The sequence below is a fragment of the Microbulbifer sp. CAU 1566 genome (genome assembly GCF_023156515.1).
Lineage (GTDB): Bacteria > Pseudomonadota > Gammaproteobacteria > Pseudomonadales > Cellvibrionaceae > Microbulbifer.
Genome location: NZ_JALNMG010000001.1, coordinates 657961 through 679401, shown reverse-complemented (window position 1 = coordinate 679401; position 21441 = coordinate 657961). Strand labels below are relative to the sequence as shown.

Here is a 21441-nt window from a genome sequence, read left to right as displayed (position 1 = left end):
CTTCCTGTTACAAACTATTTTTTTCCGGTCTTGGTTTCCTTTTTGATGGCACTGCCCGCCCTGGATTTGAGTTCCAGCAATTTACTGAGGCCGGAGCCCAGTTTCATCAGCTTGAGCAGGTCTTTTTCATCCAGCTTGCTGAGGGTATTGGCAAACTGGTCGAGCATTTCCAGCAGGCTGTAGACCTCCTGGATTTTCTCCTGGGCTGCGGCTTCCTGTTCATCCCGGGGATCGTTCAGTAACAGCTGGCGCAGCAGGGTGAGGGTGGGATCCAGCTCGCGCTTGCGGCGCTCTTCAAACACGGTGCGCGCCAGGTCCCAGATGGAGCCGGCAGCGGTGAAGTAGTCCTTGCGGTCACCGGGCTGGTGGTGCAGTTCGATCAAACGCCACGCCTGCAGCTCCTTCAGGCCCATGCTCACATTGCCGCGACTGATCTTCAGCGCCTCCGCCAGCTGGTCGGCATTCACCGGTTCGTTGTGGATCGTCAGCAGGGCAAACATCTGGCCCACGGTACGGTTGAACCCCCAGCGGCTGCCCATCTCGCCGAAGTGCAGCACAAACGCCTGTGCCTGATTGGTGAGTTTCATTCTTTATGGTCTTTTCTTAACTTTCAGAAATTTCTGAAAATTGTAAATGCTATTTGACCGGTGTCAAGTATGGAGAGCTGTATGGGTGCTAGCGCTCGCGAGATTGGATTCAGGTGCGAGCCAGATGTTGGCCGGATGTTGGCCAAATGCTGAGGTGTTCAGGCGCCGGATGGGGGCAAATGCGCTCCCTGACAGGCACGACTATACCAGTCGTCGGGAACCAGAAAGCCGCGGCTCAATTCGCCACTGTGATCGCTGGCAGCAATACATATTGGTCCTCGGGCTTGTAGCAGGGTCCGGACTTCGTCGCTGTGGTCACCCCTCGCTCCTGCGGTCAGGGCCTGCTCCGGGGTGCCCTGGCTAGAACCAAGTGGCGCCAGCCAGCAGGGCTTTGGCAACTGGTGCCAGTGCCACTGTGTTCCGGCAAAGGTGGTGAGGAAGGTTGTCAGATTCGCCCACCAGTAGTCGCCAGCGGAGGTCGCTGCTGCTTGACGTTGCTGGCCAGCCGGGGGCAGGGCGCGAAACAAGCGACCGGGCATAAGAGTCCACTGTCGCTGGATATGAATGCCCTCTGCCTGCAACTGTGCCTGAGCAGTCGAGTGGTGAATGATGGGCAGCTGGTGATCGCAGGTGTGGCTCAGCTTGATGTCCAGCCGATCCTTTAGTCCGGGTCCCACCCACAGGTCGCCCACCTGCAGGTAAAATTTTACCGCCAGCTCCCAGTGCTCAATCGTGTCTTCAGGCAGGTGGTGCACCACAAAATCCAGTTCGCCCAGTGTTTTTCCCTGATTGCGCAGGGGCAGGTTGCGGGCGATCAGGGCGTAGTCCGGGTGATACTCGAAGGCGAACGCAAACAGGTTTTCGAAGTAGATACCCAGCCGTCGGCTAGCGTTGGCTTCGATGGATTGCAGTAGAAGCGGGCGTAAATATTTCCGCGAACCCGCCGTAGAAAAGTAATCGTGGAGGCGTTGGCGGCGAGATTCCGGTAACCAGGGGAGCGCAGTGTTTTGGGTGATGTCGGGGCTGCGGAGCGCCCACAGCAGATTGTTCCAGTGGTCGGGCGTCGCCTGTGGCAAAGAAGGAGTAGAGACTGCGTGCATGGCGCCAGTATAGGTAAATTTTTGCCCGCCGTTAACCGGTGCAAGGTGAGATTCGTCTCAGTCCGGCTTACTCCTTGTCAAATTCAGTTTGCCTGTTTATTTTTCACCTGTTTACCTCACGTCAATATACCTTTCGCGACTTACTGCTAGTTACTCGCGATCAGCTAATTGTCAGTTACCATTTAAAGCGAAAACCAATGGTAAATTGCACACTGTCACTATCGCCGAAGTTATCCAGACTGCTGGCATAGTCGACTTCGCCGTATACGGAACAGCGGTCTCCACACTGGTCGTAGGTGGCACCCACGCCGACCTGCCCCCACCATTCATCCCGGGCCTGATACAAACGCGTCCCGGAAATATTCACATCGGTCTCATCGTCAAAGTAGTAAAATGTATTGGCGATGGCGTAGAGGCCAATACGCTCCAGCAGCAGATTGCCATACATATTGCGATTGATACGCTGGCTCAGGCGCTGTTCAAAGGCGAGTCCCAGACGCGCAAAGCTGGCCTCGTTTTCGGCATCGGTAAAGGTAACGCCGTACTGGTCGAAATTATCATCGATATCTTCGGCAATATAAGCGACCTGAACCTGAGGTGTGAGTGAAAAGAAATCACACAGCTTGAAACTGTGTCCGGCTTCAACGGAAAAATTGAATCCCATCGCATCGTTGCCGGTACCCAGGTAATGCAGCTCGTGGGAGTAAAGGTCTGAGTCAAACCAGTTGAACTGCATTTGCAGGTCGGCGTAGCTACCCTGGCTACCGTACCAGGTGAGCGTGGTGCCGATACCAAAGTTTTCGGTATCAATATCACCGTGACCGAAGAAACTGTCGAGCTCGGTACTGCCATAGGCGTACTGCCCGAAAACGCCCAGTATCAAGCGGCCACGATGTACCGCCGGGTCGAATGAGAAGTCGGCGCCGACCTGTACCTGGCCGAAGTCCTGCTGCCACTCTGCGCGAGTGGTGGAATCGTCCGGCACATTGTCGTTGTATTCGGAAGTCAGGCGCATCCACAAGCCGCCGCCGTCGATGGTCCTCTCCACGGCATTACCGTAACAGCAGATACCGCGATCCTTGAAACTGGTGCCGGCCCAGAAACGGTTGCCGACCCGTTTGCGCAGGGTGGTGGGCTGGTTCATGCGGCGGATTGCCTGGGGGTAGGTTTCGTAAAGCACGGCCCCGGGCTGCCAGCGGGGAAGCAACTGGCCACTGCCATCAAAGGGATCGGGCAAGACTGAACGCAGATACCAGTTGCCGTCGTTGATACTGGATTCGCTCAGCCCGCCGTGGTGCAGGGTATATCCGTAGGCGCCGCCAACCGTCGCTCGCCGGCCGTCCTGGCCGATGTATTCACCATCCAGTGCAAAGGCATCGCGGGGTGAGTTACCGCTGATGGTGATGATCTGTATTCCATCGCCGCTCGTCTGTGCGCCGGTACCATTGCGGTTGTACACGCGCACAGAGGTATGGCCGCGTGCATCCCCCTCGATGTTGAGTAAATCGGTAGGTGAGTTGTCGGATCCCAGCTCGGTGTCTATCCACAGGCGGCCATCGCGGCCGGTATAGTCCCCATAGCGGCCGTTGCTGTGTTGGGCAATATTCAATGTATTGAAGCGGTCGTCCTGCAACCAAAGCGTGCCGGCATTTACCACGTCACCGGAGATGGTGTAGTTCTCGGGCGTAAATGCCAGAACACCACCGAAGCGAATATCCAGTCCCAGCCGCTGGCGGCCTACCGTGCCGCCACCGACGGCAAGGGCGCCCGACAGTTCAATTTTGGAACTGCCATTGATGATGATGTGTTCCCAGTTTTGTAATAAGCCGCCGTCAATCCGGTGGTCGAGTTTGAACCTGAGGGTATCGATATAGCCGTCATCGGCATCCAGGTCGTCACCGCCATCGAAAGTGGCATCGCCCTCATAGGCATAGGCGTCGATTTCCAGGTAATCGGAGCCATCACCGGCATTGATCAGTGATACGATGCCTTCGTCCCAGTAGATGTAGTCATCGCCACTACCGGTGTCGAGAAAATTAAAAATAAAGCCGCCGTCCAGGATGACATCGTCGTCGCCATCGCCCGTCAGCAACTCGAACACGATGCCATCGTAAATTTCGACGCGATCGTTGCCGGCACCGGTATCCATACCGCCGCCAAGGAAGCCTCCGACTTCGGAGTCTCGGTTATTCATGATGACGGTATCGTTCCCGTCACCGGTAAGCAGGTTGGTTTCTACTATGGCGCCGTCGATATTGACCTGATCGTCGCCGGCGCCGGCATCCAGTGTGCCGATGGTGCCGCCGTTCAGGTCCAGGGTATCGTTGCCGCCAAGGCTGCTGACGTCAGCGCCTTCTGCGTTGTTGTCTGCATCACAGAGGATCTGGTCTGGCCCCTCGGTGCCGATATTGCCTGGCGTACACTCCGCCAGAACGCCCTGAGGGAATGCTACGGAAGCCAGCCCGATCGCAATCCAGAGCCCGGTGGAAAAAGCCGGCGTTGCCCCGGGATTCTTGCGTTTAGAACTCATAGGTAATGCCCAGATTCAGGGTCCAGGGATTGACCTCGAAATCCGAATAGAGCCGCTCATAGCCGTCGCTGGTGGGGAAAGTCACTTCCGTATCGGAATTGGCATCGGTGTAGATAATCGCGGCATTGATCAACCAGGAACTTGCGATACCCCGGCCCAGGCGCCAGTCGATACCCAGCTGGGCGCTGGCGCCCCAGGAGTGCGTCATACCGAACGCCGCAGCGGGTCGCGTCGCCATGCCGCTGCCGAACAGGTAGTGATTAAATTCCGGGTAAATGTCGTCGTCGTAAAAGTCGGAATAGTTAACGCCAATACCAATGTAGGGTTGTCCCAGGCAATCCAGATCCGTCATGTACCAGTTGACGAACAGGTTGGCCGACGAAGCACTGAAACGACCGAAATGAATATTGTCGCGGCCGGGCCGTCCACGAAAATTTTGTAGCAGCAGTGAGTGATCGGAATCCCCGATATACAGCAATTCAAGACCGAGATAGGGTAGTGGGCGCCACACGCCCGATACATTCCAGGTGGTATCGTCCTCAATTTCCCAGTGGGTCCGGTACAGCTCCCAGTCCTGCAACAGGTAATATTTCAGGGTGGTATTGTTGTCATCCGGATATACGAAACTGGCTCCTGCCCTGACATAAAAGCGGGTCAGGTCGACATCTGAAACAGGAATCTGCGCTTTTGCCAAAAGAGGGAACAAAAGAACCAGGGTTGCGGCCAACTTGAGCTTTTTCATGGTTAACTCCGTTTAACCCCGTTTGCCACGGGTTGACCTCAGCGACCCTGCTTATGCTTGGATAGTCACCTTATCGGTCGAAAGCTTTGTTATGGCGCGGCAATTATTGATTTGGAAAACTGCCGGAAAATTCGAGATCACCAGTAAAAGTAGCAGGAAGTAGCGAGGTTGCATGGGGATCGGTGACCCCGGAGATAGGCCGGGTATCCCGCCCCTGGCCGCTGCGGTTGATACGCGCATTCGTGGACTTGCCCAAATTTCCACCATCGGTTATTGTGGCGCCAACTTGAGGAGGACGACCTCCCCCACTCTGGGAAAAGATGCCGAGGACGACCTGGCCCTGTTTGAAAACGGAGCAGTCAATGTCCCCCTGGATCTACCTTCTCGTCGCCGGCGCCCTGGAAGTTGTTTGGGCTTTCTCCATGAAGCAATCCCACGGCTTCACCCGGCTAGTACCCTCTCTTATCACTCTGGTCACCATGCTGGGTAGCTTCTGGCTGTTGGCTGTTGCCATGCGCAGTATTCCGCTCGGTACGGCCTACACCATCTGGACGGGTATTGGCGCTATCGGCGCTTTTCTTGTCGGGATTGTGTTTCTGGCGGAACCGGTAAATGCCATGCGGATCACCGCCGCAATTCTCATTGTTGCGGGGCTGGTAATGCTGAAACTATCCAGCAGCTGAGATCCGTCGTTTTTCAAGTGTGTTCAATCTCCATTTGAGAAAACCGCCGAGCTTGCGCCTGGCGGTACCTCAAAGGCTTTATCAAGAATGGTTATGTATTCCAACGCATACACCCGCCTGCGCGATCAGGAACTCGCGAAATCCACCAAGCCATTCCAGGCCAAAGGCAAAAGCGTCAAACGCTGTCGCGACTGTCAGATGGGCGAGTTTGCCTGTCTGTGCGAGTGGCGTCCGACCGCGGACAGCGCACAGGGCTGGTCACAGGAGGCTTCCGTAGAATTTGTGTTGCTCATGCACCGCAAGGAACTGTTCAAGCCCACCAATACCGGTCGTTTGATCGTTGATGTGTTTCCGAATACAAGGGTGTATTTGTGGAACCGGCTTGAAGCACCGGAAGAACTCAGGGAGCTATTGCGTGACCCACAGCGGGAGTGCTTTGTGGTGTTCCCCGGTGAAGATTCAGTAGAGAACCCGCGGAAGGTCGTTCAATCGCTGCCCGCGACCGCCAAAAAAATTACACTGATCGTGCTTGATGGCACCTGGAAGCAGTGCAGCCGCATGGTGGGTTTGAGTCGCTGGCTGGACGGTACTCCCTGCCTGAGCCTGCCGAAAACACTGGTGAAGTCCTACGCCGTGCGCGACTCGGGCAGGAGTGATCGCTTCTCCACCGCGGAGGCGGCGATCAGCTGTCTGGTTCTCGCCGGTGAAGATAAACCTGCGGATATGCTGCGGCACTACTTCAATATTTTTAACCAGCACTATCTGGCGACCAGAGGGCTTCGGACATCGGAGCCTGGTGAGAGTCATAATGCCTTGCAGGCGCTGCTGGAGAAATGCCGTGGTGGGAAAGGCACATAACCAATGCCGAGCAGCAGTGATCAGGTGGCAATGATTAATTAACCAGTCAGTTTTTAACGAATTTTTTTTAAAAAAAGGGAGGGCCGAGGCCCTCCCTTTTTGTTCGGTGGTTTAGAAGTTGTAGGTCACCTTGCCGTAAACAAAGCGACCGCGCGGATCGTGCTGGCTGGATACGTAGCCGTAGAGATCGGAGTCACCGTCGCCGATGGCGAAAGGTGGCTCCTCATCCAGTGCATTGTCTGCACCGAGGCTCAGCACCATATTTTCGAAGCCGGTATAACGGGCCTGCAGATTCATGGTCATGAATGAATCCACCATGCGGGATCTGTTGGTGTCGTAATCCAGGGTACCGTCAAAATCAATGTCCGGCGTATCCTCGAACTCACCGATATAGTTCAGCCCCAAAGTGAACGCAAAGTTATCCCGGGCCCAGTCGGCGGAAGCCGCCCAGCGGTGCTCGGGGTATTCATACTCGCCCGCCAGTTCACGGCTCAGGAAGGCATCGCCCGCGGCATTCAGTTCCACCCGCTCAAACTCCGACAGGTAAGAATAATCCAGGCGCAGACCGAGATCGCCACCGGCGACGGTCAGTGCGGAGTAGACCAGGCTCAGGTCAATGCCGGAGACCGTCTGCTCGCCGATATTGATAAAGCCGCTGTTGATCGACTGCAGGGAACCGAGGGATTCGCCGGGCAGCGGCGCGGAACGGACACAGACAGTACTGTTTTGATCATTACAGAACTGGCTGTACAGGTAGCCGAAGGGCACCTCGTCGATCTTGCCTTCCTGGGTGATGCTCCAGAAATCCAATGACAGCTGCATGCCGTCTATTGGCTTGACCACCGCCCCCAGGTTATAAGACTCCGACTCTTCCGCATCGAGGTCCGGGTTGCCGGAAAACACGATGTTGTAGTCGGTGCTGGCACAGTAGGCGTCGTTGATGTTACAGCCGTAGCTGTCGATAAAGAACAGGGATTCCTCCGACGGGCCCAGGCCTATCTGCGCAAGCGAGGGCGCGCGGAAACCGGTGCCCCAGGAAGCGCGCAGAGAAAGCTGTTCACTGGCGGTCCACAACAGATTGACCATTGGGTTAGCAGTGCTGCCAAAATCGCTGTAGTCGTCGTAGCGGCCTGCCAGGGTCAGATCCAGATTGGCCGGCAGGGGAATCGCAAACTCGACAAATGCGGAATTGATATCCCGGCTGGCGGAAGCGGATACCGATTCGGTACCGAAAATCAGCCCGCGCTGGAACTGATCATCGGGGATGTCGGAAGCGCTTTCTTCGCGGTGCTCCAGGCCCGCAGCCATGGCAATAGCGCCATTGGCGGTATCAAAAAGTTCACCGCTGATGGTGAAGTCCAAACCGCGCAATTCGGATTTGCCCTGGCGCACCAGGCTGGTGGTAATGGCGTCGATCACCGACTGCGGGTTTTGCACCCCGCCGAAGGGGTTATAGCGACCCGCATCAATTTCATCCTGCAGCAGGTCGGTGCGGACCCAACCCTGGGAGCGGTCGCCGGTCTGGGTGGATTCGCTGCGCGAACGCTGCGCCGAGGCTTCCCAGTCCCAGTCGGCAATAGTGCCACGCAGGCCAAACACACCGCGCAGGTTATCGGTTTCGATATCCCACTGGCGCGCGCCGGCATCAACGGTGCGGTAGCGGCCCACATCGATACTGCTGGCTCCGGTGAAGGGATTGTTGGGGTGGTCGATGGGCACGGTGAGCCCGGCGGCTTCGTCCAGTGGTGTTGGCGCGCCCTGTGCTATGGAGGTGTTGTGCTGTACCGTCAGCTCACTAAAGAACTCGATGTTGTCCGTCAGCTGGGCGTGACCGAGCATCAGCACACCGGTGCGCTCGGCTTTCGGTGTCAGCAGTGTCCAGGGGCCATAGTCGTATACACAGGTTTGACCGGAAGCACTGTCTGCAGGGCAGCCCGGGTCGATGGTGGTTTCGCCATCGACAATAAAGCGGCCCGGGTAGCCGCGGGATGAGCGGAAGTCCATGCCGCCGCGGAAAGACTGGTCGGCGGTATCCAGCCCGCGCCGCTCGACGCTGGCGAGGGTCGAATTGCTGCGGTGATCAAAAATAAGCGTCAGGTTTGAATCGTCGCCGTTCACCCCCCACACCGCGGAAACCGCCTGCTCGTCGTAACCATCGGCACCACCGAAGTCGGCGGAGACTTCTGCCCCTTCAAAGTCCTTGCGCAGTACCAGGTTGACTACCCCGGCCACGGCATCGGAACCGTAAATAGCCGAAGCGCCGTCTTTCAATACCTCGACGCGCTCAACCGCCGCGATCGGAATACTGTTGATGTCGACGAAGTTGGTGGTGATGCTCTCGGCAAAGGCACTGATGGCAACCCGTTTGCCATTCACCAGTACCAGCGTGGCGTCGGCACCCATACCGCGCAGGCTGACCGCCGCGGCGCCGTTGGCGGTCGAGTCCTGGTTATTGCCGCGGGTGGAGAAGGTGCCGTTACCCGCGGCCGGGTTCTTCTCGAACATCTGTTGCAGGTTGGTAAAGCCAGATTTTTCGATGGCTTCACGATCCATTACCTGAATGGGCGTCGCTGTTTCAAATTCTGCATTGCGCTGAATGCGAGAACCAACGACCGCGATTTCCTCCATGGTTTTTTCATCGGCCGCAAATACTCCTTGCGGCGTGCTGGCTGTGATCACGGATAAAATGGCGCCCGATAAAACATTTTGGCGTGATATAAATTTTTTCATTAATTTGCTCGTCCATTTGCCATCGTTATTGTTAAGTGACTGAATCGGCGAGGCCGTTCAGTAGCTCGAAAACACTATCAATGGTCCGGAGGCGAGGCAATTAATATGAGGTGAATTGTCGAGAAGCAGAGATTTGTTGAATGGCTTTATCAAATGGACTGTGAAGGTATATCCAAATTCAGCATTAAATTATTCACGATCTTTTTGCGTTGGGTTTTTTCCCTGAATCAACCGGCAAGTAAGTGGCACTATCGTGCATTTTTGTGGGAGAGAAGTAATGCGGGCGAAAACAAAAAAGTTATCGCCCATGTTAATTGTGGTTTCTTAGTTAACGCGTTCGACTTCGCTTGGTTGCCACTGTTTGCTAAAGAAAGGTTCCAGCGGACTGTATAGGCGCAACACGGGGAAAAAACTTTTGCCGGGCACGGTTTGAACCCAGTTGCCCCGTGCCACGCCGTCGGGCTGCTCGGGTGCAAAATAAACCGTAATCGATCCATCGCCGGCCGCTTCCGCCGCTGGTGACGGGTAGCTCTGGCTGCCGGCTCGGGGATAGCGCTGAGGCGTGTCGAGCATGGATCGGCTCATGGTGTCATACAGGGTCCACGACCAGAATTTCTCGGCGGGGACATTCTTCGGTAGCGTCACCTTGTAGGTTTTGGCGCCGTCGAAATAGTTGTTGTCAGAATCCACCATGGTCCAAAGATAGGTAGAGCCGATGCCGGTCAGTCGCATGGCCATGGCCGGAGTAATACCGGTGACGCCATAAAAGAATGCCTGGCGCGCATCCAGTTTCCGATACCCGGTAGCGGGAAAAGGCTTGATGCCTTCCCTGGTTATCATGGGAATGGGTGTTTCGAATTCGTAGCCGGTGTCGAACAGCATATTCTGCCAGTTGGAATTCTTGTAATAGAACCAGGACGGCGCGCGCGGGCTCATCAGCAGACTGCGCGAGGTGGCATTGGCAATCGCCAGCGCGTCGTTGAGAATTTTCTTCATCCGCGCATCCGGCGCGAACGGCTTGTCCTTGACGATACCGATGGCAGCGACCGGCCCCATCAGCTCGGGATCGAGCGAGGTGGCGGGCTCTTCCTGCACTATCTTGTTCAGCATCTCGTAGTAGGACATGTCATTGGGCGGGACCGTATTCATGACCTTACCGCTGCCCTCATGGAATACCGTAGCGGGGGGCTTGGTTAGTTTTCCCAGCTTGGCCTTGCCATCGAGAAACTCTGCCACCGAGGTACCCACGCCGCCCGGGTTATACGGGTAGATCTTGGTGAATTGGCGGATGCGTTCGGCGACGGGCTTTGGATCCTTGCCATCTTCCAGAAAGGCACGCGCGAACCAGGCGCCGTGCACGGTTTTGGCGTGCGCAATATTAAAGCCGCCCTGGGGCAGGGGGCCGTCGTAGCCCGGTGGCACAATCAGGTATTTACCACCCTCGCCGCGATCGGGCCCAGGCAGGCCGACATCGATGACCCAGCGGAACCACGCGTCCTGCACCGTACCCAGAACCTGTGGTGGTACCTCCAGTACCACAGGGCCATTGCTGAGGTCGAGACCGCCGATGACGTATACCGTGTCCGCATTGGCCGTCAGGAAAAGTGATTTCGCGTCCATCAACTCTGAAAAGACAATCACCTCGTTATCCTTCACGCCGATATCGCGCAGACCCTTGCGGATCGCATAGATACTCACGCCGCGCAGATTGTCGGTAAAGGCGCGCACCGCATAGGAGAGATCAAGGTTGTCGTAGACCTTGTTGAGGGTTTCTTTACTGGGCATGCCGTCGTCAAATTCCAGCGTGCCTATACGCGTCTCCACTTTGTCGGGCGTGGTGATTGAAGGCGGAATGGCGGCATTCGATTGAGCGGTGGCGATATGGTTGGCGGTAAACAGGATAAAAACGGCAGATATACCGACGAGCTTGATGAGTCTTTGCATGGTGCACCAGGTTAAATTCGCACTGTCGGAAAAAATTCTAGCAGGGTGCGCCTTTAACCGGTTGCTGGAATCTTAGAACGTCGTAAAAAATCGGGACTCCAGTGAAGCCCCGGTTTTTATTTTCACAGATTAATTCCCCGCCGCTGCTCGTTGCGCGCGTCGGCGCAACAGGATCAGCGTGAACAACATCAGAATCAAAACCGGCCCCGTCGACCCGCCGCTGCTGCGCGGATAGGAGCGGCTGCTGTTAAAGGCCGGTTGCGCGCTGTCCTGGCGGTTGTCCTGAACCGGTGCTACGGCGCGGTTTTCACGGGCAGTCCTCTCCCGTTCTACGCGCGCCTTGTTGTTGCGGGCGATACCCTGTTGTTCGAATACCTGCTCCTCAACCACCACCATCGAGGTGTAGGGTGTTACCAGTCCATGCTCCACCGCGAGATCGACAATGGCGTCTTCGCTGTCGCTATCGTGGCCCAGGTAATCCATGCGGTTCTGCAGGTCTTCAATGGTGGCGTAAGCCCACAGTCGCTCCAGTTCCGGGTTGCGGGTATCGGTGGCCGGGAAATTCAGGTCCGAACGGTAGTGCACCTCGCGGCCGGACACCTTGCCGTTGATCTCGAGCTTGGCCTGGCCATCGCCCCAGTAGTGTCCGAATACGATCAGTTGCTGGCCGCGGTACAGGGAGCCGATCTGCGCGGGACTCATATCGCGCACCTTGATCCCGGACTTATTGCCGGAAATGCGCAGGGAGATATCCCGGTAGGCTTCATGGCGCAACTGGTCCGCCGCCTGTACCAGGCGCCCGGAGATGTCATCGCTGTTGGAAATACTCATGGCAAAGCCATTGGATACCTTCGCCATGCCTTCGAGTAAAGGTCGGTTGGCACTGTTACCCATCACAAAGGTGAACAAGCGGATATCGTGTTGCTCGAGCAGTTCCAGGAAGGCCTTCTTGGCAACCACACCCACATTGGCAACGCCGTCCGTCACCAGAATTACCGCACTGGGTCTGTCGGAATCGAGCCCGTTGTACGCGGCTTTCAGGCCCGCGAACAGGTTGGTGCCACCGTCAGGCTGGGTCGACTCCAGCAACTGCAGGTAGTGGTTCACGTTGGCGTCATTGACGGCGACATAGCCGTTGGTCAGCTCGCGGGCCTGGTCATTGAACAGCACCATGCGGAAGCGATCTCCGGGCTGCAGCTTTCCCAGTCCCTTGCGCACACCTTCCGCCAGGCTGTGATATTTCCCGGCCATGGAGCCGGAGAGGTCGAGTACAAACGTCCAGTCGCGACCCTGGGATATTTCACCCAGGTCATCCCCCGGTGTCAGCGTCAGCATAAAGGTGCCGCGATCGCTGCCCTCGGGGCGGTAACTGATCATATCCACGGCCCCGGGCAGGCCAGGCTGATGGCGCCAGTAAGCGACGATGTCCTTGTCCAGGGTAAAGGCGCTACCGGTGGACGTCGCTGTCGCAGCCATCGATGTCGGCGCCTGTTCCTCAACATCGGCAAACGCCGTGGCACCCGCGGAGTTTGCGAATGACACCTGCCATTCCTGATCCGAGGAGCGCTGTACCTGCGCCTGTGGGTGTGCGGGCATCAGGAACTGGTCGATGGGGTAGGAGGAGCGCATGGTCAATTTGAAGCTGAACGCTTCCTGCACGTGTTCCTGATAGGTGAAAAACGCCATGCGCTCCTCATCCACACCGCCTTCTTCCAGCGGGTATACGTAGCGCCCGATACCCAGTTCCGCATGTACCGGCTGGATATACACCAGGCGGATACGCACGGTGTCATTCGGTAATACCGGGTAAACGCGGCTGTCGAAGCTGCGGTATTCATCCTGTTCTGTCAGTGCGGTGCGCCGGCCCTGGGACTTTTCCTGTTCGTACAGTGCGCGCGCCTGCTGTTTGCGCATGACTTCTCCGGTCACCGGCTTGCCGTCGATCCAGTAGGTGAATTCACCCACCGAGGCCTTTTCCGGAACCGGGAAGGAGTAAATGGCTTCCAGTTCCCGGTCGTGGGGATTGGCAAACGTCTGGTCCACCTCGGTGATGGCATAGCCGTCCTCGATCACCACATTGACGTGGTGCTCCTTGATCTCCAGCTGGGGCAAGTTGCTGTTGGCCGGTGTCAGCAGGCCCGCGGCCATCGCAAGCCCGGGCGCCAACGCGCCCAACAATAAACACACACTCCAGCCGATGGTATTGCGCCATAAACCTTGCATTGTCGGTTCCTCCATATGCCAACTGGGGCTGATTGGGATTGCATGCCACCAGGCACGCGCCGAGGGGGAATCTATCGTCAAAGGATCGCAAGGGTCACCCGAATCCGATAAAGTCGCGTGAACCGGACCAGAAAGTATCAGCTGGTGATACCTTGGTGCTTCTGCAGGACAGGGTTTGGGGACAGGGTTTGAGTGCAGGACTTTAAGGAGGGCGGGGAATGAGCCAGGTACAGGCACTGATGAAGACGCTGAAGCGCGAGCTGAAGGCGAGGGGAGTTACTTACGTGGAGATTGCCCGGCAACTGGATCTGTCGGAAAGCAGCATCAAGCGGATGTTCACCGGCGGCACTTTATCCGTTGCGCGGCTCGAATCCCTGTGCCATATCGCCGGGCTGGATTTTTCCGAGCTGGTGCGCAAGGCCGCAGAGGCAAGGCGCGGCATCGCCACCCTGAGTGAAGAGCAGGAGCGGGAAATTGCTGTGGATCCGCGCCTGTTGCTGATGGCGGTGTGTGTACTCAACCACTGGACCATCGAGCAGATTCTGGAAACCTACGAACTCAGCGAAGCCGAAAGCATTCAATTACTGGCGCGCCTCGACCGACTGAAACTCATCGAACTCCTGCCGCTCAACCGCTACCGCTTAATCGTCGCAAAAGAATTCCGCTGGCTCCCCAACGGTCCGATCCAGCAGCTGTTCCAGAAGGAAATACAGCCAGAGTTCCTCGGCTCCAGTTTCTCCGGCCCTGGTGAAAAACTGGTGTTTCGCACCGGCATGTTATCGCGGGCGGCCAATGCCGAGCTGATGAAAAAAATGGATCGATTGCTGCAACAGTTTGACGAACTGCACGATGCGGACAGCGCGCTGGCGCTGGACGAGCGCTACGGTTCCAGCCTGTTGGTGGCGTTACGCCCCTGGGAGCTGCAGTATTTTAGTCGCCTGCGGCGCGGCAATCGGGAAAAGACCTTTCCCGAATAATGCCGATGCCGCCGGTAAAGTGTTTATTTACTGCGTTTGCGCGTCCGGGGTATACCAGATTGGCGATGTCCAGGCGCGCTCCTGAATGCTCACTGGCAGGTCGTCCGGCCGCTCGAGATTGTTTCTCACCGCATCGTAGGTGGACCAGCGCGGCGTGGGGATTTGCAGAACACGCGCGTAGTACATGGCCGGTTGTGATGGATCGAATTCGGGATCGGTCCAGGTTGCCATTAGTTGGTTGTCACCGATGGTGTTTTGATAGGTGGCATCCTTCTCATTGACGGTGTCCCCCACCGGTGGGATTTTTCCGTCGGGACCGGGTTTGCGATCGTCGGATAGGGCGACGTCGTAAATTTTGGACTGCTGCTCACCATCCTTATCGATCCAGCCCTTGATGATCTGGATGCGGTCGAGGTTGGCGCCGTCCGCTTCCTTTAGGGCCTGCACGATGAAGGTCGGTGCCTTGCCACCTCCCGCTGGTGGTACGGGCAGGTCGCCACCCATCGGAACACCTTTCGCATAGGCCTGCTTCACGCCGTCTTCCGAACCCAGCGAGACCCCGGACAGTTCGAAGCCACCGAAGAAGCGCACCATTGGCCGCGGCCCTGAAGTTGCGTAGGTCTCCTTGCGCTTGATCGCCTCAAAAATCCCATCGCGGGTATTACTTTCGGCCCACACTGCGGCCACACCACCGGAACTGAAATGGCGCACCTGCTTGGCTCCTTTTTCATCCACGCCGGGCGGTCCTTCCAGCCGGTGTTTGGGGTCTATTTCGAAGCCAAACTTACCGGTGTAGTTGTCTTCCTCGATTGCAGACACACCGTTGTGGGTATCGGAGTCGCCGATAAAGCCGTACTTGAACGGGTTACCCTTGCCTTCACTCTGGAGCTTGAGGCCGCGAATCAGCGCCTCCCGCACATAGCCACCCTTCTTGTGCTCCGGAGGTGTGGCGGTGGGAGCGAGGGTGTAATCCCAGAGTTCGAAGCTGCCGAACTCGTCATTGGGGAAAAGTGCAGGATAGGTTTCCGAGGTGCCCTTGATCTGGGTGATTTCATACACCGGCTCGTTGCGCATGCGCGCCGCGGCGTATTCCTTATCGAGGGCACTACCGCCAAAGGATTTATCCACAGGAAACATGATTCCGTCGCTGGCATTACCGTTGTGCGGAACCGCGAGGAGGTCGTTGCCGGCGTCTCGCTGCGAATCCATCCAGCGCCACAGGTCTTCCGGCTTGCTGGAGTCGAGTGCAGAGAAAGGTGCATCCGGCACCTTGGCACTGTCGCGGAAAATCACTACCCGATGAATATTTCGCCAGTCCGGTGCGGAAGTCCATTCGTAGCCTGGCATGGTAGTGAATTTGCCCGGCTCGTAATACTTGTCGGCAATTGCAACCACTTCAGACCAAAGGGTTCTGGCGAGTTCTTTACTGCCGAGGATCGGATCTACTTTTGGCGGATTGGAGTACATGCCGTCACTGATCGTGCCATAGGCATCGAAGGATTTTTTCGGGTCGTCACCGGTGATATCCGCGGCCAGGGGATGTTTGCTGATAGGGCTTTGTTGGTCTTCCATGAGCGGGAGTGCACCGAGGTATTCCGCGTGGTCGGAAACGATATACCAGTCCAGCGGCCGTTCTATTTTCAATGGTTTCCCAACGTCACCGCCGCCGGTAATTTCTTCGCCCATGGCCCAGCGGTAAGCATCTTCGGGGTTTACCCATGCAGCGTTGATATAGGCATCGAAGGACCAGCGGGTGTGCACATGCAGGTTGCCGAAATAGACATCGCGGTTGGGGTTGGGTTTTATACCGGTGTCAGCATCTGTCGTCATTGCATCCGCTGTTTCTGGAGCAGCCCAGTCCCCCGATTCTGTTGCTGAAAGATCTTCTGTCACTGCCGCGTCAGGTGTTTTTCCTGCGTCCCGTGAGGCTTTTTTGTCTTGCTCCGCGCCACAGGCTGCCAGCAACACAATGAAAATCAGGGAAGAGCGTGGAAGTCGCATAAGCTACTCACTAATTGACTGAATCTGATGGAATTCTGGGTAGTTTAGTAATAGTTGAAGGAGGGCTTGTGTGCACGATCGGTTGCTCGCTTGACGCTAATTACCCTTTTAAAATGACCGGAAATTCGGATCCATCACTTATGAGACGGGGAAGTCGACAAGGCCAATATTGACGCGGTATTGAACCGGTAGCGAATCCTTGTCAGGTAATCGCACTATGATGCGGTGTGGTGTCAGGGCTTTAAAGTGCGAAAAAAAAGCCCATCACCTTGCGGTAACGGGCTTTTATCATTCAAGACTGCGGCAGGTTCTTGGTGAACTGCTTTGGCTTCTACCCGGCCAGCGCAAGTTCTATTTTACGTCGTTCCATATCCACGGCCATCACGCGTACCTTGATTGCATCGCCGATAGTAAAGCTGCTATTGCTTCGTTCACCGACAAGCCGCTGTGCAGCCGCATCAAAATTGTAGTAATCGTTTTTTAGCGCCGATATGTGTACCAGCCCTTCCACCAGTGTCTCACTGAGTTCAATGAACAAGCCAAAGCCGGTAACGCTGCTCACGGTGCCGTGAAAGGTATCGCCGATAAAGTCCTGCATATACTCGCATTTCAGCCAGGCTTCAACGTCCCAGCTCGCCTTGTCCGCGCGGCGCGAAGCGGCAGAGCACTGTGTGGCGAGGGTTTTCATCGCCGCATTGTCGTAGGGGTAGCTTTTACCGGGGGCGAGAGGTTTCGCATTTTCAAAACGCTGCACCGGCGCATCGCCGGCGCCGAGCACAAACTTGAGCGCGCGACGCAGCGGACTGCGTTGTGTTTTCCGGCGGATCACCGAGCGGATGGCGCGGTGTACCAGCAGGTCCGGATAGCGGCGAATGGGCGAGGTGAAGTGCGCATACGCGGAATACGCCAGGCCAAAGTGGCCTTGGTTATTCGGGCTGTACTCCGCCTGGCTCAGGGACCGCAGCATCATGGTACGGATCGACTGCGCGTCCGCGCGACCATCAAGACTGCGCAATAGCTGGTCGTAGTGCGCGGGCGAGGGCTTGTTGCCACCGGCCAGCTTAAGCCCCTTGGCATTCAGAAACGCGCGCAACGCCGTGAGCTTTTTATCCCGCGGACCGTCATGCACGCGATACAGCGCCGGCATTTTCTGACGATTGAGGAAGTCTGCGGTGGCCACGTTGGCGCTCAGCATGAACTCTTCAATCATCTTGTGCGCATCGTTGCGAATGACCGGTACGATGCGCTCGATCTTGCGGTCGTCGGTAAATTTGAACTGCACTTCCGGCTTCTCAAAATCCATCGCCCCGCGTTTGGTGCGGGCGGCTTTCAATACCGCGTAAAGCTGATGCAATGCATGGATATGGGGTGCGGTATCGCCGAGGCGGCGTGCGGTCTCCCGCCCGAAACGTGAATCCGGTGCGGTAATGAAGGCATTGACCTGGTTGTAGGTCAGTCGGGCATGGGAGTGGATCACACCTTCGGAAAAGGTGTAGCTGGTCATTTTGCCGGACTTGCTGATGGTCATCTCACAGACCATTACCAACCGGTCGACCTGCGGGTTGAGCGAGCACAATCCGTTCGACAGTGACTCCGGCAGCATCGGTACAACGCGGCCGGGGAAGTACACGGAGGTTGCACGCTTCTGCGCTTCCAGATCCAGTGCACTGGCAGGCGCTACATAGTGGGAAACGTCCGCAATGGCCACAAACAGGCGCCAGCCACCGCTGGAGTCCCTTTCACAATACACCGCATCGTCAAAGTCCTTGGCGTCTTCACCGTCGATGGTGACGAACGGCAATTCTCGCAGGTCGGCGCGGTGCAGTTTGTCGGCTTCGGGTACGCTGCCGCCTAGTCGCTGTGCGGCTTGGATCGCCTCTTGTGGCCAGGTATGGGGAATGTCGTGGCTGCGGATGGCAACATCGATTTCCATACCGGGCCCCATGGAATCGCCGAGCAATTCAGTCACGCGACCGAAGGCGTTGTAGCGGCGGTTAGGGAATTCGGTGATCTCGACAAACACATACTGCCCGGGCTGTGCGCCCATCAGTTCGTCACGGTCGAGGTCAATTTCATGGGTAATGCGGCTGTTTTCCGGCTTGAGGAAGTAGTGATCCTCCTCAAACTGTAACCGACCCACCAGATGTGTGGTGTTGCGTTCCAGCACATTGACAATAACGCCGGTCTTGCGGCCGCGGCGATCAGTACCGCTGATGCGGGCCTGCACGCGGTCGCCGTCGAACACGCTTAGCATTTCGTTATCGGATAAAAACAGGTCTTCGGCGGAGTCATCACTGGACAGAAAGCCGAAGCCATCCGGGTGACCGATAACACGGCCACTTACCAGGTCTTCCGGTTTCACCAGGCTATAGCCTCTATCGTGATCAAAAAGAATTTGTCCGTCGCGCTCCATGGCGCGTAAACGGCGGCGCAGCGCTTCTTTCTGCTCATCGCCAGAGAGATGCAGGACTTTCGCCAGTTGCTCCCGGTCGAGTTTTTTCTTGTTCTTTTCCAGCAAGCTCATAATGAACTCGCGTGCGGGAATAGGGTGGCTGTATTTTTCAGCGTCCAGTGGATTAAACGCAGCTATTGGGGATTTGCTCATGATTTCCTCTTGGGAAAACCGCCAATAAGATTGCGCTTGGTAAAAACTGGAGTGGTGTGTCAGGACAGATCAGGTGTTACTCGGCAAGATATGCAGGCGGATATGACTCAACAGTGTTGAGGGATGTTGCGGTAGGGCATGCACACCAGATTTAGTGTGGATGCCCGACTTTCAGATTGCGCGACCCAAGGGGGCGGCGCAACCAGAGTGGCACTGACGGCCACTCAGCAGTAAACCAGAGTCTGGTTCACTACAGGTGTGAGCGTATTCGCTCAGAGGCAAACGATTTTTTCAGCTTGCGGACCCTTCGGGCCTTGCGCTACGGAGAACTCAACAGCCTGGCCTTCGGCCAGGGTTTTGAAACCTGAGCTTACGATTTCACTGAAATGTGCGAAAACGTCAGGACCAGATTTCTGTTCAATAAAGCCAAAGCCTTTGGATTCGTTAAACCACTTAACAACGCCGGTAGTTGTGTTAGACATGATAATTTCCTGTAAACAAATAGGGGTACGCCTTCATGAGGCATGAATAGCAAAAAAAAGACTGGAATTTAGATGCTACAGGACGAAGAACAACGACTACGACGAAACTGAGGATTTAAACAAGAGACTTACTTTTTAACTAGGGGCACTGTATGCCCCTCTGTGGGCTAAGTCAAAGCATTTCTCATCAGTGGATCCTACGGGGGCTGGAAAGGGTGAAGTGTAGCGGTCAACTCTTTTTGGCCACCGAACTCTGAGCATTCCAATATTTCTCTTCTGCCGCATTTGGTGGCATCCCATACCTAACTGTAGTTGAGAGGTAGGATGGCCGGCGCAAATGGGAACTTGCCAGTCAGTAGCTGTGTTCCATAGCTTCCCCTATGGTGATTAGCTCGTAAGCCGGATCCAGCAAGAAGCGCAGTAGTAATGAGTCCACATTTTTTTCGATACTAAGGGGAATCACACACGTTTTTGACAAACAACAAGGGAAAGCTGGCCACTCAATGGCTTGATAGGTGAAATCGCGCCCGTCCTTCTTCCTGGAGCAGAAGGGCTCGGTGATCAATCTAACCTGACTATCTTACCTGTTAAGTGAGCTGAGCGCTGAGTGAGTCTGAGATCAAGTGGGATTTGACCGCGGAACTGTCGATGGATTTTGTGCCCATATTCGTAGGCGGCACGCGAGCGAGGAATCACAGAAATTACCGTAGACTTTATCGAGGAAGTCCGGAAAGAAAAAGATCGCTAGATCGGTTATCAACCCGCTCATGACCCCCGTGCCACAGCGCATCGGGGTTCATCAGAACAGAACGATGGTGCCTATATGAATCAACGCCGCGATATTAACCGCCAGGTTACCTTGGCATCTCGCCCTCATGGCGCGCCTACACCAGATGATTTCAAACTTGTTGAATCCGCGGTGCCAACCCCGGATGAAGGCGAAATCCTGTTCAGAACCATCTATTTGTCACTCGATCCGTACATGCGTGGGCGTATGAGCGACGCGAAGTCCTACGCAGAACCCGTAGCCATTGGCGGGGTGATGGTTGGTGGCAGCATTTGCTGCGTTGAAGAATCAAAGAACGCAGGCTTCGAAAAAGGCGACCTGGTGGTGGCATTTGGCGGCTGGCAAGACTATAGCCTGTCGAATGGCGAGGGTGTGATCAAACTCGATAAAGCCATGCCAAACCCATCCTATGGTCTGGGAGTATTGGGTATGCCGGGGCTAACCGCATACATGGGGCTGATGGACATTGGTGATCCCAAAGCCGGTGAAACCCTGGTAGTGGCGGCAGCGACAGGTGCTGTGGGCAGCCTGGTTGGCCAAATTGGCAAAATCCAGGGCTGTAAAGTGATTGGTATAGCGGGCAGCCAGGAAAAATGCGATTACGCGGTGAATGCGCTTGGGTTCGATGAATGCCTTAACCACCATGCCGATGATCTGGATCAGCAACTTGCTAAAGCATGCCCGAAGGGGATTGATATTTACTACGAAAACGTCGGCGGCAAGGTGTTTGATGCGGTATTGCCATTGTTAAATCCGAAAGCGCGTATTCCGCTGTGCGGTTTGATAGCTCAATACAATGCAACGGATTTACCGGCAGGCCCAGATCGCATGCCGCTGTTAATGAGCAGCCTGTTGGTCAAGCGGATCAAAATGCAGGGCTTCATTGTCTTTGATGACTATGGCCATCGTTATGCTGAGTTTCAACAAGCCATGGTGCCTTGGTTGACGTCGGGTCAGATCAAATATAAAGAGGACAAGGTCACCGGCCTTGAAAACGCGGTATCGGCCTTTATTGGCCTATTGCAAGGTGAGAACTTTGGGAAGCTGGTGGTAGAAGTTGGCCCTGAGCAGTTAAGTTGAGGGTGTTTAGATAAACGGCGCCTTTCCTCGGCTACGGAGTGCGCCGGTAGCAATTGCGGGCTTCAGCTGCATGATCGCAGTGAGCCCGCTTCACTTCAAGTTGGTGCGCGGG

14 protein-coding genes are annotated in these 21441 nt (G+C 56.0%); 4 read left to right on the top strand and 10 right to left on the bottom strand.

Annotated features, from left to right (window positions below; translation table 11 throughout):
* Nucleotides 1-14: 14 nt before the first annotated feature.
* The 4 genes from M0G74_RS02875 to M0G74_RS02860 all read right to left on the bottom strand — a co-directional run bounded on the left by M0G74_RS02875 (nt 15) and on the right by M0G74_RS02860 (nt 4959).
* The gene (locus M0G74_RS02875) at nt 15-587 is read right to left on the bottom strand and encodes a MarR family transcriptional regulator (RefSeq protein WP_248214161.1); all 573 of its coding nucleotides are present in this window, start codon (nt 585-587) and stop codon (nt 15-17) included.
* Nucleotides 588-745: 158 nt separating this feature from the next.
* The gene (locus M0G74_RS02870) at nt 746-1687 is read right to left on the bottom strand and encodes a DUF1853 family protein (protein ID WP_248214151.1); all 942 of its coding nucleotides are present in this window, start codon (nt 1685-1687) and stop codon (nt 746-748) included.
* 175 nt (nt 1688-1862) lie between these two features.
* Complete coding sequence (locus M0G74_RS02865; protein ID WP_248214149.1) at nt 1863-4217, bottom strand: autotransporter outer membrane beta-barrel domain-containing protein; 2355 nt, start codon at nt 4215-4217, stop codon at nt 1863-1865.
* Entirely contained in the window at nt 4207-4959 is a 753-nt protein-coding gene (locus M0G74_RS02860) for an OmpW family outer membrane protein (RefSeq protein ID WP_248214135.1), read from the bottom strand. The genes M0G74_RS02865 and M0G74_RS02860 overlap by 11 nt, the downstream gene beginning before the upstream one ends.
* Before the next feature lie 362 nt (nt 4960-5321).
* On the opposite strand from M0G74_RS02860, the gene M0G74_RS02855 reads away from it, so the two are divergent.
* Together M0G74_RS02855 and M0G74_RS02850 are read left to right on the top strand one after the other, a co-directional pair.
* Nucleotides 5322-5642 (top strand): multidrug efflux SMR transporter, encoded by a 321-nt coding sequence (locus M0G74_RS02855; RefSeq protein ID WP_248214132.1) that lies wholly within the window; start codon nt 5322-5324, stop codon nt 5640-5642.
* 93 nt (nt 5643-5735) lie between these two features.
* Nucleotides 5736-6500 (top strand): DTW domain-containing protein, encoded by a 765-nt coding sequence (locus M0G74_RS02850; RefSeq protein WP_248214130.1) that lies wholly within the window; start codon nt 5736-5738, stop codon nt 6498-6500.
* A gap of 111 nt (nt 6501-6611) precedes the next feature.
* Here M0G74_RS02850 and M0G74_RS02845 read toward each other — a convergent pair whose 3' ends face one another.
* The 3 genes from M0G74_RS02845 to M0G74_RS02835 form a co-directional block, all read right to left on the bottom strand.
* Nucleotides 6612-9179 (bottom strand): TonB-dependent receptor, encoded by a 2568-nt coding sequence (locus M0G74_RS02845; RefSeq protein WP_248214127.1) that lies wholly within the window; start codon nt 9177-9179, stop codon nt 6612-6614.
* A gap of 375 nt (nt 9180-9554) precedes the next feature.
* Nucleotides 9555-11174, bottom strand: coding sequence for a DUF1254 domain-containing protein (locus M0G74_RS02840; RefSeq protein WP_248214124.1), 1620 nt, complete (start codon nt 11172-11174; stop codon nt 9555-9557).
* Between the two features lie 129 nt (nt 11175-11303).
* Nucleotides 11304-13397 carry a VIT and VWA domain-containing protein gene (locus M0G74_RS02835; RefSeq protein ID WP_248214119.1) on the bottom strand — a complete coding sequence of 698 codons (2094 nt, stop codon included), beginning with the start codon at nt 13395-13397 and terminating at the stop codon, nt 11304-11306.
* A 218-nt stretch (nt 13398-13615) separates the two neighbouring features.
* On the opposite strand from M0G74_RS02835, the gene M0G74_RS02830 reads away from it, so the two are divergent.
* Nucleotides 13616-14374: a helix-turn-helix transcriptional regulator gene (locus M0G74_RS02830; protein ID WP_248214116.1), complete on the top strand. Its 759-nt coding sequence runs from the start codon at nt 13616-13618 to the stop codon at nt 14372-14374.
* Between the two features lie 27 nt (nt 14375-14401).
* Here the strand turns inward: M0G74_RS02830 and M0G74_RS02825 are convergent, their stop codons facing one another.
* From M0G74_RS02825 to M0G74_RS02815, 3 genes are all read right to left on the bottom strand, one after another.
* Nucleotides 14402-16204: a DUF3604 domain-containing protein gene (locus M0G74_RS02825; protein ID WP_248214113.1), complete on the bottom strand. Its 1803-nt coding sequence runs from the start codon at nt 16202-16204 to the stop codon at nt 14402-14404.
* Nucleotides 16205-16706: 502 nt separating this feature from the next.
* Nucleotides 16707-18980, bottom strand: coding sequence for a ribonuclease R (gene rnr / locus M0G74_RS02820; protein WP_248214108.1), 2274 nt, complete (start codon nt 18978-18980; stop codon nt 16707-16709).
* 272 nt (nt 18981-19252) lie between these two features.
* Nucleotides 19253-19462 carry a cold-shock protein gene (locus M0G74_RS02815; RefSeq protein ID WP_160152554.1) on the bottom strand — a complete coding sequence of 70 codons (210 nt, stop codon included), beginning with the start codon at nt 19460-19462 and terminating at the stop codon, nt 19253-19255.
* 823 nt (nt 19463-20285) lie between these two features.
* On the opposite strand from M0G74_RS02815, the gene M0G74_RS02810 reads away from it, so the two are divergent.
* Nucleotides 20286-21329: an NADP-dependent oxidoreductase gene (locus tag M0G74_RS02810; RefSeq protein WP_248214082.1), complete on the top strand. Its 1044-nt coding sequence runs from the start codon at nt 20286-20288 to the stop codon at nt 21327-21329.
* Nucleotides 21330-21441 lie beyond the last annotated feature (112 nt).